Origin of the sequence: Maribacter sp. HS (genome assembly GCF_048059195.1) — a bacterium.
Classification (GTDB): domain Bacteria; phylum Bacteroidota; class Bacteroidia; order Flavobacteriales; family Flavobacteriaceae; genus Maribacter; species Maribacter dokdonensis.
The window spans coordinates 98,336-113,664 of record NZ_JAYLVV010000004.1 but is presented as its reverse complement, the minus strand read 5'-3'; the positions used below and the strand labels follow the sequence as shown (position 1 = coordinate 113,664).

Below are 15,329 nucleotides of genomic sequence, written 5' to 3'. Positions count from 1 at the left end.
ATAGCACATTTCTTGTCAACGACCTTGATATTGGTTATGATGATAACAAAGTGGTTTCTAACATTTCATTTCATTTAATGAAAGGGGAACTTGCTGCTATAGTTGGTGTAAACGGTATTGGCAAATCTACACTGTTACGTACCTTAGGTAATTTTCAACCTAAACTTTCTGGATCCATACAAATTGAAGGAAAAGAACTTACAGACTATAGTGAATTACAAATTGCATCTAAGGTCAGTGTCGTTTTAACGGAACCAATTGCCTCTAAAAACTTATCTGTGTATGAGTTATTAGCGCTGGGCAGACAACCTTACACCAATTGGTTGGGTAAATTGGCAAATAATGATACTGCCATTATCAATAAAAGTGTTGCACTCTTAGCTCTTGAACCGTTATTATCCAAAAAATGCTTTCAGCTTAGTGACGGGCAATTGCAACGTGTTCTTATTGCCCGTGCCCTTATTCAAGATACAGATATTATTCTACTTGATGAGCCTACCTCTCATCTGGACCTTTATCATAAGGTATCTATTTTAAAACTTCTGAAGTCCCTTGCGCACAGCACAAATAAAATTATTTTATATACCAGTCATGAAATTGAATTGGCTATTCAATTATGTGATAAAATGCTGATTTTAGACGGAGTCAACAATGCTTTTGACCAACCATGCAATCTCATAAAGAACAAGAATTTTGATACACTCTTCCCTACCGATATGATTTCTTTTGACTCCAATACGGGCTCTTTTAAGATTAAAAAATAGGTTTTTCAACATTTATAAGAAATTAAAGCAGGTATGTTAATTAAAAACAGACCTGCTCTTTTAAACTTTATTGAGCAATCAAGTATCTTTACATGATTACTGCAGTGCACATATGAACGAGATTTACATTTACTTAATTATCGCTATCCTTTGTCTTGCCATAGGATACTTCTTAGGTAATTACATTCAGTTTCTAAAAACAAAATCGCGCCAAAGCACTTTAGAGGAACGAGAGCAGCAAATGCTAAACAACCTTTCTGTCTTTCAGGACAGATTAAAGGAAAGTGAAAACCAAAAATTTAAATTACAAACGGATAAAGAACAGCTGGGAAACCAAATAGTGCGTTATCAAGCTGATTTAGATAATTTACGCTTAAAGAACCAAGAGCAAAAAGAAGAAGTTGAAAAGCTTCAGGAAAAATTCACAAAGGAGTTTGAAAATCTTGCCAATAAAATTCTGGAAGAAAAGAGTTTAAAATTCACGGAACGTAATGAGAAGAACATCAAGAATATTCTTACTCCCTTAAATGAAAAAATTCTTCTGTTTGAAAAGAAGGTAGAAGAAAGTCAGAAAGAGAATATCAGTATCCATTCCGCTTTAAAAGAACAACTGCTACATTTACAAACCCAGAACATTAAGATTACCCAAGAAGCCGAAAACTTGACCAAGGCATTAAAGGGTGATAGCAAAATGCAAGGTAATTGGGGAGAATTGGTTTTAGAAAGGGTTCTTGAAAAATCTGGATTAGAGAAAGACCGCGAATATATAGTTCAGCAAAGCTTTAAACGAGAAGATGGTAGTCGTGTGCTACCAGATGTCATCATCAATTTGCCCGATGGCAAAAAAATGGTGGTCGATTCTAAAGTATCTCTTACCGATTACGAACGCTATGTTAATTCAGAAGATGATTTTAAGGAGAAATTCTTAAAAGACCATATAAACTCCCTAAGAAGGCATGTAGACCAATTATCCGCCAAAAAATACGAAGACCTTTATGAGATGGAGAGTCCAGATTTTGTATTGATGTTCGTTCCCATTGAACCTGCGTTTGCAATAGCCATAAACCAAGATAGCTCTTTATACAATAAAGCATTTGAGCAGAACATCATTATTGTTACCCCTTCTACTCTTTTGGCTACTTTACGTACTATAGATACCATGTGGAACAATGAAAAGCAACAACGAAATGCTATTGAAATAGCAAGACAAGCAGGTGCTCTTTATGATAAATTTGAAGGTTTTGTAAATGACCTGACCAAAGTTGGCAAAAAGATGGATGAGGCCAAAGGTGAATACCGTGGAGCAATGAACAAATTAGTAGAAGGTCGCGGTAATATTGTCACCAGCATAGAGAAGCTTAAAAAAATGGGTGCCAAAGCAAAAAAGTCAATTTCTGAGTCCATCCTAAATCGTGCTAGCGAAGATGATGAACATGAAGAAGTACCTATAAAAACATTAGATAACAACCATTAATTCAATTTTAAATTAAACACATGAAAAAAATAGTATCATTACTTTCATTGGGCATAGTACTCATAGGAGCTCTATATTATGCCTTTATCTACTTTGTAACCTTCAGTGAAGGTGTTAGATCTGGCGAACTTATTAAAATAAGTCACAAAGGGGTATTAGTAAAAACTTGGGAAGGCGAGATAAGCCAAGGAATCTCTGGAGCTCAGATATTTTCATTTTCGGTATTGGACAAAGACAAGGAAGTTATAGACAAGTTAAAAGAATATCAAGGGCAATATGTAAAAGTAAGTTATGTTGAGCGCTATGCTACCTTCTTTTGGCTAGGAGACACTAAATACTTTATTACAGAGGTTCATGCAGAAAAATCTCCTCATTTTAGAAATTAAATAACCACATTATAGCGAGAAGTTTATGGAAAAGTTTAAAAGCGTAAAAGAATCAAGAGTTTCTATAACAGAATTGATGCTGCCGTCCCATTCCAATTTTGGGGGCAAGGTACACGGTGGCCATATATTGAACTTAATGGATCAAATTGCCTTTGCCTGCGCCTCTAAACACTCACAACAGTATTGTGTAACAGCATCGGTAAATCGTGTAAACTTTCTAAACCCTATAGAAGTAGGAGAATTGGTAACCCTTAAAGCCAGTATTAACTATACCGGCCGTACTTCTATGGTGGTTGGTGTTCGTGTAGAATCGGAAAACATTACCTCTGGTACCAAAAAGCATTGCAACTCATCTTACTTTACTATGGTAGCCAAGGGAACAGATGGTAAAAATGTTCCCGTGCCCGGTCTTATAATTTCAGATGATCAAGGGGTCAGAAGATTTGCAAGAAGTAAATACCGCAAACTAGAAGCTCAAGAAAGAGACACTAAATTCGAGTCAAAATCCTTTAACTCTCAAGATTATATCAAAGAATTGGAATCTGAAAATATTAAGATCGATATGAAGTAAGAAGCTTTGCCGCGGCAGCATCTAAAAACCAGACCAAGTCTTTTGTTTTAGGTGCTACGTGACTTGCCGGGTATTCTAAATACCCCTCTTCCCTATCAACGATTACCTTTACTTTCTCTGCCTTACCTTCGCCTGTAACCAAAAATGCTACTGTTTTAGCATTATTGATTATCCTACCCGTAAGAGATACTCGTCTTTGACCGGATTCTGGGTGAATAGCGACTTCGCAATTATCCGGTGACACCCATAAATTGATTTCATGCGGAAAAATAGAAGCTGTATGACCATCATCTCCCATACCTAAAATAACCAGATCAAATTGTGGTAAACCTAATTCTTTTGGCAACTCTTCCTCCAATAACGCTCCGTATCGCTTAGCTTCTTTTTTTGGATCTTCCTCACCTTTAATTCTATGTATATTTCCCTCTGGAATATCAACCTTAGAAATAAGGTGTTCTACTGTCATTTTATAGTTACTTTCAGCATCCGTGGGTGCCACACACCTTTCATCCCCCCAATACAAATGAATGCTGTTCCAATCAATATCCTTTGAAAATTGTTCAGCAAGAACGTCAAAAACTATTTTTGGGGTGCTTCCACCAGATAAGGCAATATGAAAAGCCTTCTTAGTACCTGATTTTTCAATTAAGTACTTAGAAAACTCTTCCGCTACCTTGTTTTTATTTTGATATACTTTTAATTCCATTTTTTACTTTAATATTATTTCTTGTGCTTTGACTAACAAATAACACAATAGCCAGATTCATCTGCCAGATTCTCACTTGGATTACGCCATTCGCCTACACCTTCTATAAGATCATTTGCGTTTTCAGGTCCCCAAACACCAGCTGCATAACCGTACATTTTTACATCCTTACCATTTTTCCAATACTCTAAAATTGGATCTACAAATGCCCAAGCAGCTTCAACTTCATCTGCCCTTGCATATAGGGTTGCATCACCCTGCATTGCATCTAATAGTAATCTTTCATAAGCTTCCATCACATGAGTTTCGGTTAAACTAGAATAGTAGAAATCCATATTGGCACGCTCTACTTCAAAACCTTGACCTGGAACCTTTACTCCAAATTTAATTAGAATGCCTTCATCGGGCTGTATTCTAATAACTAATTTATTGTCTTTATTGCTAATACCCGACTCTTTGAATATTTGATGATGCGGTGTTTTAAAATGTATAACGACCTCGGTCACTTTGGTAGGCATACGTTTGGCTGTCCTTACATAAAACGGTACATCTGCCCAACGCCAATTGTCTACAAAAAACTTAATTGCAGCAAAAGTTTCTGTCGTGGAATTTTCATCTACGCCCTCTTCTTCGCGATATCCCTTTACTTCTTGACCATCTATTTTAGAAGCAACATATTGTGCTCTTATGGTATTATCAAAAAGCGTTTTCTCATCGTTCATTATTTTTAACGACTTTAACGCTTTTAACTTCTCATTTCTAATTTCTTCGGCATCGGCACTTAAAGGCGGCTCCATGACGATCAAAGCAACAATTTGCAATAAATGACTTTGAAACATATCTCGTAATGCCCCAGATTTATCATAATAGCCACCCCTTTTTTCAACACCCACGCTTTCAGCATTTGTAATCTCTACATGGTGTATATAGTTTCTGTTCCAAAGAGGCTCAAAAATACTATTGGCAAAACGGGTTACCAGTAGATTCTGTACCGTTTCTTTACCTAAGTAATGATCAATTCTAAAAATCTGATTTTCCTTAAAATAAGTATGTAGTCCGTCATTTAATTCTTTAGCAGATTGTAAGCTATAACCAAATGGTTTTTCTACAATTAGTCTACGCCAACCATTAGAATCATCATTCAATCCTTGATCGGACAAGTTTTTAGCTATTGGCTCATATAAACTTGGTGGTGTTGAAAGATAAAATATATGATTTCCGTTCGTACCGTATTTCTGATCTAAATCTGAAATTCGTTTTTCCAATCGTTCATATGATGTGTCGTAATCAGAACCTAAATCTTCATAAAACAATTTTTCGGCAAATTTTTGAATATAATCCTCATCAAACTCCTTTCGTTCATCTTCTAGATAGGGACTTTCTAAAACTACCTTATTTCTAAACTTTAAATCGCCCAAATCACTCCTACTAACGCCAAGTACCACAAAATTTTCAGGAAGATCATTTCCTTTATATAAATTGAATATGGCAGGTATCAGTTTTCTTGCCGTTAAATCTCCAGATGCCCCAAATATTACGAGCATATGATTTTCTGTCTTTTTCATTATAGGTTGAAATTCTATTTATTTGTAAATATCTTAAAAAGTAAGCCATTATTAGGCTTGTTTAAGATGTTATTTAGATTTAAAGTCAATATTTTAAATTATTTTTGATTCACATTATGTTAGCAACAAAGTATAACTAAAGTGTTGTAACATTTTAATGTCTTTTAATTATAAAACATACAATTTATGTACGATTTTGGTTTAGTAGGTCTTGGGGTAATGGGACAAAATTTTATCCTTAACGTAGCAGATAATGGCTTTTCTGCTTTTGGATATGATTTAGATGATGAAAAAGTAGAGGCCTTAAAGACTTTAGGTGGAGATGTAGAAAAAGTCAATGCCTCTAGCAACATAAAAACCTTTGTAAAGAACTTAAAGCAACCTCGTAAAATAATGCTTTTGGTTCCTGCAGGTAAAATTGTTGACGGCGTTATAGAATCTCTTTTACCACATATAGATAAAGGCGATATTATTATTGATGGCGGTAACTCTTTTTTTACCGATACGGACAGAAGAGAAGCGCAATTGCAAGAAAGGGCTATAAACTTCTTTGGCGCAGGGGTTTCCGGTGGTGCAAAAGGTGCAAGAAAAGGGCCTAGTATTATGCCCGGAGGTTCTAAATCTGCTTACGAGCATATTAAACCTATTTTTGAAGCGGTTTCCGCTAAATACAACGGAGAGCCATGTGTTGCCTATTTAGGTCCAAAATCTGCAGGGAATTATGTGAAAATGGTTCACAATGGTATTGAATACGGCTTAATGCAGTTGACTTCAGAAATATACGATGTACTTAAAAAAGGAGGCGATTACAATAATGATGAATTACATAGCACTTTTGCCAAATGGAATTCTGGTAGGTTACAATCTTTCTTAGTTGAAATTACATCTGAAATTTTTGAACAAGAAGATGATTTGACCAAAGGACGTTTAGTAGATCAAATTTTAGATAAGGCAAAGCAAAAAGGTACCGGTAAATGGACGAGCCAAAATGCGATGGACCTGGGTATACCTGTACCATCTATTGATGTTGCGGTAAGCATGAGAGAACTTTCCGCATTAAAAGACGAGAGAGTAAAAGCAGATGCACTTTATGATAGACCTACCGTTGCTCATATGGATAAAGAGAAATTAGAAGCGCTTACCGAAAAGGCTTTGTACTTCTCTTTTATTATTACTTATTCTCAAGGATTGCACCAATTGGCAGATGCATCAAAAGAATATGGTTATAATCTAGACATTGCCGTAATTGCAAAGATTTGGAGGGCAGGTTGTATTATTCGTGCAGGTTTATTAGCTGATATTACCGAAGCTTTTAAAGCTGAGCCAACATTACCGAATCTTTTACTTTCTCCTAATTTTGTAAGCAAAATAAAAGAAACGGTAGATGCGGCTAGAGAATTAGTGGCATTTGGAGCACAAAACGGAATTCCATTACCAGGGCTTTCAAATTCACTTACTTATTTTGATGCCTATACTTCAAGTAAATTACCTTTAAATTTAATACAAGCGCAACGAGACTATTTTGGTTCTCATACGTATGAGCGTTTAGATCGTGAAGGTATTTTTCACACAGAATGGGAAGATTAAAAAATAACATTTGAAAAATATAAAGTTTATAGGTGGTATTTGTCTTTCGTTGGTTTTTGCTATGAACGTAATGTCATGCAAACAAAAATCTACGGAAAATGTTCCCGTTGAAATTTTGGACAACCACACCCTGAGCAGAAAGGCAAATACCATCTCAAACGATTCTCTGAAAAGACAAGTTTACGTACCTATTTATTCTGATATCTATAATCAAACAAGAGATACCAGAACTTTATTGACCGCTACTTTGAGCATTAGAAATACCAGTTTAAAAGATAGTTTGTTCGTAAGTAAGATCGACTATTACAATACAGAAGGTGATCTAGTAAGAAGTTATATAGACTCCCCTATTTACCTTACTCCCATGGAATCTATTGATTATGTTATTGAGCAACAAGATACATCTGGTGGTAGTGGCGCAAATTTTATGATTGATTGGTATTCCAAGAGAAAATTAAATCCATTATTTCAAGCTGTTATGGTGGGTGGTTTGGGAGCACAGGCATTTTCATTCACTACTGAAGGTATTGAAATTTTCGAATAATAATACAAAACCTAATATTTATATTAAAGTCCATTTTTCACACCTATTTTTATGTATACTGTTTATGTCATAGAATTATCTAAAAAAGTATACTCCGAGAACAAAAAATTCAGGGAAGCCAATCCACAATTTAATGGGGTTCTTGAGTGCCTTTACGTTGGCATGACCAGTAAAACTCCAAAAGAACGTTTTGAACAGCATAAAAGTGGTAGTTTAAGCAAAAAAGGATACAATATTTCTTCAAAAATTGTAGAAAAATATGGCCTTTACTTACGTGGTAGTTTATTTAACCACATTGACCCTGTGCAAACAAGAGCAGAAGCTTTAAAACTTGAAAAAGAGTTAGCACTGGAATTAAGAAGAATGAAGTATGCTGTTTGGTTCAATTAGCCATAGCTTATTCTTTTGGCAAAGGCGTTACGGCATCTAATAGTTCGTCTTCCATTCCATAATATTTTAATGCGAAACCAAAGGCAATTACAGAAAGTATTATACCCACAAGAAACACCGTATAGGTCCACCTTAACAACCTATATTTTTCTTGTAGCACCTTGCCCAAGTAATACAGATCCATACTCAATGAATCATAAATAGATTCTTTGCTTTTAATGATATCCCTTAATTTTGCTTTAAAGTCCTTAATTTCCATAGTGTGGAAATTTCCAAAAAATAGATAATTCGTATCCTTTTTATTAATATCATTTTCAACCACCTCGGCATTATCCACTTTTGGTCTTGTAGCCAAAACCGACATTATCATTGAAGCTATACTAAATAGTACAAATATTACCGTGGGATAAATTAAGTATGAATTTGAAGGCGAGTCTAACTTAGGCAAAAGGTTAGCCAATAAGAGCGAAATTATAATGGCATTTACCGATAAAAGAATATTGGCTTTAGTATCTGCTATATCACTCAGTTTTATATGATTTCTTAATTCTATTCGATATAATGATTGAATAGCCCTCTGCGGGCTCTCATCTTTTAATCTAGCCTTTAAAATTTCTTTCTTTTCTGTTTTTTCCGCCTTTTGTAATCTTGAGATCAAAGAAAGTATATTATCCTCTTTCTGCTCTTGCCAATTTTCCTTGGCATAATCAGAATAAAACCTATGCCTAACCCTAAGTTCTTCAACATAATCTAATCGCCAAGTATCTATATCAGGAACGGATTTATCAAAATTTTCAAGCTCAAGTCTTAATAGCTGTAACAATTCTTCAAAATCACTAGATGCATAAAACCAGGTACGCACATCCTTCAGAATTTTTTCTGATTCGCTTTTAGGTTCATCTTTGCTCCAAGCGCTCGTAATCAACCCCAATACCCTGTTGATATTTTCATTATCAATACCATTATTTTTTAAAAAATCCGTGGCTAAGTTTAAGCTCTCGTTTAAATGATTTTCATAATTCACCGCAAAACCAGAATGCATAAACCACGTTGCAATTAAAATAGTATTTGCCTCAACATTGGTAACATCAGTTATTTCCAATATTTTCTTTGACTTGCTTATAGACTTCATGGCATAACCCTGGGTATGAAAAAGAAAATTCTTGTTCATTTGTTCCGCCAATAAATTCTTAACGAATTTTTCAGTTGTTTTTACTAGTTTGTCGGTCATAATATTCCTTTATAATTGCCCTTAATTAGATTACACTGCGTTGATTATTACTTATTGAAGCTTAATTATCAACACAATCAAAGCATTCCATTTCCTCATTGGTCATCTCTATATCTTCTGAACCTTTTAATGCTGTAGTCAGTTTTTCACTTTTATCCAATTGATCATAAAATTGCCCAGCATATTCCACAAGTTGATTGCGCCTATGCTTAATTTTTGATATCAATTCCTTTCCATCTAATTCAAAAATAGATTCCGGCCATACTGAAAAAGATTCCTCTATAACTTCATCTGTCAACAGCAATTGTAATTTTTCCGCTTCATTCTTGAATGTTGTCCTTGGGATGCCTCGCATAAAATAAATATCGAACGAAGAAATCAATCCCGGTAAAAAGTCTATTTCATTTTCAAAGCTTTGAACTTCCGGCAAAAAGACATTATTAGATATAAGTGTCGGCAGTATTCCTTCTAAATTAAAAAAGGCATTATCCCGATCACATGGTAGCGGTGTTGCCAGAAAAGAATCGCCCTTATTTTCAAGTGCCCACCCCCATTGCTTGGCATGCCTATCCCAATCCCCTATCAACAAATCAAATAATCTTGCCTTTACCAGTGCTTCGGAATTGAGAACTACTTTGTTTGAGCCCTTAATTTTAAGCTTTTGTAGGTTATCGGTATCTATAAGAGAATCAACATTCTTTAATTTTAACCACTGAGCATTTCCTTCGGTTTCATACTCTAAGAGAAACAACCTATTACCAAATTTATCATTATACTCTGCAAGCTGCTCTTGCTTTGGCACGAACACTAATTTTGGTCTAGTATTCAATATTCCCGCGGTATCTGAAAGTTTAGCAACAACTAATGCCGCATAAGGGTGCTGAGCCGATATACCGTCAACAATTATGTTTTCTATTCCCAAAGTCTCCGCTACTTTAGGCACTAAAGGAGATGGGTCTTTAGTCACACTTCTTAATGTCATTAACACACCATTTTCTAGTTGTAATTTTAAAGAATGTGTCTGGTTGCCTCCTCCTTCTTCCATGATTGTTACCTTACCTTCCATTTCATTTAGAAACAAAATTGGAACCTTTACCGGAGTAGACCAGGCTTTTCTATATTGCTCGCCTTGCATTATGGTTTTGACCCCATTGCCTTCGTATAAAGTACTTGCCGCAACCAATACAGAATCATAATCCCGAAAATTAATTTGATCAACATCGGGCAATTCTAAAATCTCACAAGTCTTAAATGATTTTGAAGTACTTGATAGCGAAAAATAAGTCATCACCAAAAAGACCAACACCAAAACCCCAAGACCTAATAGTAATTTTTTCAACGGATACTCTTTTAATTCCTTCAAGTTTACCTATAAAATCAAAAACTAGATTACCTGATAAAATTAATTTTTAACCGTAAAAACAGCCTTATCACAATTCCCTCACAAACAATGTATTTATTGAATATTTATTGTTAAATTATTGATTATATCACAACTTAAACACTCATTTTATTTTACTTTAATAATCAACAAAAAAATACACCTAATTATCATGAATGGACTAATAATGGATTATCCCCTAACTACGACCACCATATTAAATTATGCAAATAGTGCTTTTCCTGATAAAAAATTAATATCATACTTACCCGATGGTTCTAGACATGAGTATTCTTACGCACAGCTTTACAAACGCTGTTGTCAATTAGCCAATGGGCTAAGAAATAAATTAGGAATTGAGAAAGGTGACATGGTCGGTACTTTTGCTTGGAACCATTATCAGCATGTTGAACTATATTATGGAATTCCAGGTATTGGCGCAGTTTGTCACACTATAAATATTAGACTATCAGCTCAGCAAATAGAATTTATTATCAACCATTCTGAAGATAAAGTCATTTTTGTGGACGCTACTTTAGTTCCTCTTTTAGAAAAAATTGCACCTAAACTAGAAACCGTTGAAAAATTTGTAATAATAAACGCCACAAAAAACTTTAGTACCAGCCTTGGCAACATTGTACATTATGAAGATTTAATTGGTGAACAGTTAGACACCATAGATTGGCCCGAAATAAATGAAAACGACGCAAGTGGCATGTGTTACACAAGTGGAACCACAGGCATGCCTAAAGGTGTACTATACTCCCACAGGTCTACATATTTGCATGCTATGACCATTCTTTCACCCAATGCCGGCAATTATAATTTTAGTGATAAAATTTTATTAATTGTACCACAATTTCATGTCATGGCTTGGGGATTTCCATACATGTGCCTACTGACCGGTTCTGATATGGTGATGCCATCTCTTCATTTACAACCTAAAGCAATCATTAATATTCTTGAAAGTGAACAGATTAACAAAGCAAATGGCGTACCGTCTATTTGGAGAGGGGTGTACGAAGAAATGAAAAATAATCCGCCCAAAACAAAATTAGCCTTAGAAGAATATTTGGTAGGTGGCTCTGCCCTTTCTGCTAGTCTAATAGAGAATTTTGAAAAGGATTTTGGGATAAAAGGTGTTCAAGCATGGGGAATGACGGAGACATCTCCTTTAGGTACCGCTAGTAGACTACAGAAAAAGCATGAAAAATTGACCAGAAAAGAACAATTGAAAATTCGTGCAAAACAAGGATTTGAATTTCCTGGAATAGAAATGAGAATTATAGATGAAAATGGAAATATAGCACCTAGAGATGGCGAAACCATGGGCGAATTACAAGTTAAGGGAGCCTGGGTCATTAAGTCTTATTTTAAGACTAATAGCCGAGATAACTTTACTGACGATGGATGGTTCAAAACTGGAGATGTGAGCACCATTGATGCTGATGGATATATGCAGATTACCGATCGCACCAAAGATTTAATAAAAAGTGGTGGTGAATGGATTTCAAGTGTAGCTCTAGAATCTGCCCTAATGTCTCATTCCAAAATTAGCGAAGCCGCCGTAATTGCCATTCCTGACGAAAAATGGTCTGAAAGACCCTTGGCAACTTTAGTTTTAACCAATGAAAGTAGTACTGTTTCTAGCGAAGAATTGAAAGAATTTTTATCTAAAGACTTTGCAAAGTATCAAATACCAGATCAATACATTACCATAAAACAGATACCAAAAACAAGTGTAGGGAAATTTGACAAGAAAGAAATAAGAAGGTTGTATGCAGAAGGAAAACTCTAAATTTTAGAGTTTTCCTTTGCTTTACAATATTAGTCTAATTATAAGATTATTTACTTAAATACATTTTACGTCTAGCGTAAAGATTGTAAAATTCATCATCCTTTAAGCTGTCAATAAATAAAATACTTTCTCCCGTACTCTTCATTTCAGGCCCTAAATTCTTGTTCACATTTGGGAATTTATTAAAAGAGAATACTGGTTGCTTAATTGCAAATCCTTCTAATTGAGGATTAAAATTGAAGTCTTTCACCTTCTTCTCCCCTAGCATTACCTTGGTCGCATAATTCACATAAGGTTCTTTATAAGCCTTTGCTATAAATGGTACCGTACGAGATGCTCGTGGATTTGCTTCAATGATATACACTACCTCATCTTTTATAGCAAATTGTATATTGATCAAACCAACCGTATTCAATGCCAAAGCGATTTTCTTTGTATGATCTTTTATTTGTTGCATTACCAATTCACCAAGGTTAAATGGCGGTAATGTTGCATTAGAATCACCCGAGTGAATTCCACATGGTTCAATATGCTCCATGATACCAATGATATAAACGTCTTCGCCGTCACAAATAGCATCAGCCTCTGCTTCAATAGCGCCATCTAGATAATGATCTAATAACAGTTTATTGTTTGGTATTTTTCTAAGAAGATCTACTACATGTTCTTCCAACTCTTCTCTATTAATAACAATCTTCATTCCCTGACCACCTAGAACGTAAGACGGTCTTACCAGTAATGGAAAGTCTAATTCATCCGATAGCGCTAAAGCTTCATCGGCCGTTTCCGCAACACCAAATTTTGGGAATGGAATATCATTTGCTTTTAAAAGATCGGAGAAGTTTCCTCTATCCTCTGCTAAATCTAGAGCTTCAAAGCTTGTTCCTATAATTTTTATACCGTATTTGGATAATTTTTCAGCAAGCTTAAGTGCCGTTTGCCCTCCTAGTTGAACAATTACTCCTTCTGGCTTCTCATGACGGATAATATCGTAAATATGCTCCCAGAATACCGGCTCAAAGTACAATTTGTCGGCAGTATCAAAATCAGTAGATACAGTCTCTGGGTTACAATTGATCATTATGGTTTCATAACCACATTCAGCTGCTGCCAATACTCCGTGTACACAACAATAATCGAACTCTATACCTTGACCGATTCTGTTTGGACCGGAACCAAGTACTACTATTTTCTTTTTATCTGTAACTATGCTGTCATTTTCCACATAACGTGTACCATCTGGCTTTTCAATTTCAGCTTCAAAGGTAGAATAATAGTATGGCGTCATAGCTTTAAACTCAGCTGCACAAGTATCAACCAACTTGTATACCCTATTAATATTGAGTTCTGTTCGCTTATTGTATACTTCACTCTCGTAACAATCTACCATATGCGCGATTTGTCTATCGGCAAATCCTTTTTGCTTTGCTTCTAACAACAAATCTTTTGAAAGGGTAGCAATGGTATATTTTGAAATTTCTTTTTCCAAAAAGTGCAGTTCCTCATACTGCTTTAAGAACCACATGTCAATCTTAGTGATTTCATGAATGCGACTTAATGGAATACCCATTTGGATAGCATCATAAATTACAAAGACGCGATCCCAACTTGGTATAGTTAGTTTACTAATGATCTGCTCATAATTCTTATAGCCCTTACCATCTGCACCTAAACCGTTTCTCTTAATTTCTAAGGATTGGGTTGCTTTGTGCAAGGCTTCTTGAAAAGAACGTCCTATTCCCATTACCTCTCCAACAGATTTCATCTGAAGACCTAAGGTACGGTCAGAACCCTCGAACTTATCAAAGTTCCATCTTGGAATTTTTACGATTACATAATCCAACGTTGGCTCAAATAACGCCGATGTAGACTTTGTAATTTGATTATCCAATTCATCTAAAGAATAACCTATAGCTAATTTTGTAGCGACTTTTGCAATAGGGTAACCGGTAGCTTTTGAAGCCAACGCAGATGACCTAGATACACGTGGGTTAATTTCAATAGCAATAATATCCTCTTCCTCATCTGGACTCACAGCGAACTGAACGTTACAACCTCCTTCAAAGTCTCCAATACTACGCATCATTTTAATGGCCATATCACGCATTTTCTGAAAAGTCCTATCGGATAATGTCATGGCTGGAGCTACTGTAATAGAATCTCCGGTATGTATACCCATTGGATCCATATTTTCAATAGTACATATAATAACTACGTTATCATTTTTATCACGTAAAAGCTCTAACTCATACTCTTTCCACCCCATAAGGGCTTTATCTATCATTACCTCGTGTATGGGTGAAATTTCCAGACCGTAACTTAACTGTTCGTCAAAATCCTCCGGTTTATATACTATAGATGCACCTGCACCACCAAGAGTATATGAAGCTCTAATTACTAAAGGAAAACCAAACTCTTGAGCAATTTCTTTTCCTTTCAAGAAAGAGGTCGCAGTGGCTTGTGGTGCCATGCCTACTCCTATTTTCAACATCAACTCTCTAAACTGCTCCCTATCTTCAGTAATATTAATTGCATCAATATCAACTCCGATCAATTCTACTCCAAAATCTTCCCAAATTCCTTTTTTATCTGCCTCTATACACAAATTCAATGCAGTTTGACCTCCCATTGTTGGTAAAACAGCGTCTATTTGCGGATGCGCTTTTAATATTTCTACAATAGATTTTGTGGTAAGTGGCTTTAGATATACATGATCCGCCATTGATGGATCTGTCATAATAGTTGCCGGGTTACTATTTATCAAAATAGTTTCAATTCCATCTTCACGTAATGAACGTAATGATTGACTACCTGCATAATCAAATTCACATGCTTGACCGATAACTATAGGACCTGATCCTATTAATAAAATAGAGTTTAAATCTTTTCTTTTTGGCATTTTATAACAATTTAATATGGGAATTGGACAAAA

13 protein-coding genes are annotated in these 15,329 nt (G+C 35.3%); 8 read left to right on the top strand and 5 right to left on the bottom strand.

Annotated elements, in window-relative coordinates:
* The first annotated feature begins 50 nt into the window (after positions 1-50).
* The 4 genes from VBZ51_RS09830 to VBZ51_RS09815 all read left to right on the top strand — a co-directional run bounded on the left by VBZ51_RS09830 (position 51) and on the right by VBZ51_RS09815 (position 3,195).
* The gene (locus VBZ51_RS09830; protein WP_416576813.1) at positions 51-764 is read left to right on the top strand and encodes an ABC transporter ATP-binding protein; all 714 of its coding nucleotides are present in this window, start codon (positions 51-53) and stop codon (positions 762-764) included.
* A 112-nt stretch (positions 765-876) separates the two neighbouring features.
* Positions 877-2,238 (top strand): DNA recombination protein RmuC, encoded by a 1,362-nt coding sequence (rmuC, locus tag VBZ51_RS09825; protein WP_416576812.1) that lies wholly within the window; start codon positions 877-879, stop codon positions 2,236-2,238.
* Positions 2,239-2,258: 20 nt separating this feature from the next.
* Complete coding sequence (locus VBZ51_RS09820; RefSeq protein WP_416576811.1) at positions 2,259-2,624, top strand: 6-phosphogluconate dehydrogenase; 366 nt, start codon at positions 2,259-2,261, stop codon at positions 2,622-2,624.
* 25 nt (positions 2,625-2,649) lie between these two features.
* Positions 2,650-3,195: an acyl-CoA thioesterase gene (locus VBZ51_RS09815; RefSeq protein WP_058103043.1), complete on the top strand. Its 546-nt coding sequence runs from the start codon at positions 2,650-2,652 to the stop codon at positions 3,193-3,195.
* Here the strand turns inward: VBZ51_RS09815 and pgl are convergent.
* Positions 3,176-3,901: a 6-phosphogluconolactonase gene (gene pgl, locus VBZ51_RS09810; RefSeq protein WP_416576810.1), complete on the bottom strand. Its 726-nt coding sequence runs from the start codon at positions 3,899-3,901 to the stop codon at positions 3,176-3,178. The two genes, VBZ51_RS09815 and pgl, sit on opposite strands and share 20 nt — an antisense overlap.
* A gap of 32 nt (positions 3,902-3,933) precedes the next feature.
* The gene (gene zwf / locus VBZ51_RS09805; RefSeq protein WP_416576809.1) at positions 3,934-5,466 is read right to left on the bottom strand and encodes a glucose-6-phosphate dehydrogenase; all 1,533 of its coding nucleotides are present in this window, start codon (positions 5,464-5,466) and stop codon (positions 3,934-3,936) included.
* A gap of 186 nt (positions 5,467-5,652) precedes the next feature.
* Between zwf and gndA the strand changes: the two genes are divergently transcribed.
* From gndA to VBZ51_RS09790, 3 genes are read left to right on the top strand one after another with little or no spacing between them, the layout of a single operon-like run.
* Entirely contained in the window at positions 5,653-7,053 is a 1,401-nt protein-coding gene (gndA, locus tag VBZ51_RS09800) for an NADP-dependent phosphogluconate dehydrogenase (RefSeq protein WP_091603549.1), read from the top strand.
* A 10-nt stretch (positions 7,054-7,063) separates the two neighbouring features.
* The gene (locus VBZ51_RS09795) at positions 7,064-7,597 is read left to right on the top strand and encodes a DUF3124 domain-containing protein (RefSeq protein WP_091603546.1); all 534 of its coding nucleotides are present in this window, start codon (positions 7,064-7,066) and stop codon (positions 7,595-7,597) included.
* A 51-nt stretch (positions 7,598-7,648) separates the two neighbouring features.
* Positions 7,649-7,987, top strand: coding sequence for a GIY-YIG nuclease family protein (locus VBZ51_RS09790; protein ID WP_340158208.1), 339 nt, complete (start codon positions 7,649-7,651; stop codon positions 7,985-7,987).
* A 7-nt stretch (positions 7,988-7,994) separates the two neighbouring features.
* Here VBZ51_RS09790 and VBZ51_RS09785 read toward each other — a convergent pair whose 3' ends face one another.
* Both VBZ51_RS09785 and VBZ51_RS09780 read right to left on the bottom strand, forming a co-directional pair.
* Positions 7,995-9,218: a Pycsar system effector family protein gene (locus tag VBZ51_RS09785; RefSeq protein ID WP_416576808.1), complete on the bottom strand. Its 1,224-nt coding sequence runs from the start codon at positions 9,216-9,218 to the stop codon at positions 7,995-7,997.
* A 61-nt stretch (positions 9,219-9,279) separates the two neighbouring features.
* Positions 9,280-10,557: a hypothetical protein gene (locus VBZ51_RS09780; protein WP_416576807.1), complete on the bottom strand. Its 1,278-nt coding sequence runs from the start codon at positions 10,555-10,557 to the stop codon at positions 9,280-9,282.
* Positions 10,558-10,771: 214 nt separating this feature from the next.
* Between VBZ51_RS09780 and VBZ51_RS09775 the strand changes: the two genes are divergently transcribed.
* On the top strand, positions 10,772-12,397 hold the full coding sequence (locus VBZ51_RS09775) for a long-chain fatty acid--CoA ligase (protein ID WP_416576806.1): 1,626 nt from the start codon (positions 10,772-10,774) through the stop codon (positions 12,395-12,397).
* A 46-nt stretch (positions 12,398-12,443) separates the two neighbouring features.
* On the opposite strand, the gene carB is transcribed toward VBZ51_RS09775, so the two are convergent.
* On the bottom strand, positions 12,444-15,296 hold the full coding sequence (gene carB / locus VBZ51_RS09770; RefSeq protein WP_058103050.1) for a carbamoyl-phosphate synthase large subunit: 2,853 nt from the start codon (positions 15,294-15,296) through the stop codon (positions 12,444-12,446).
* Positions 15,297-15,329: the final 33 nt, after the last annotated feature.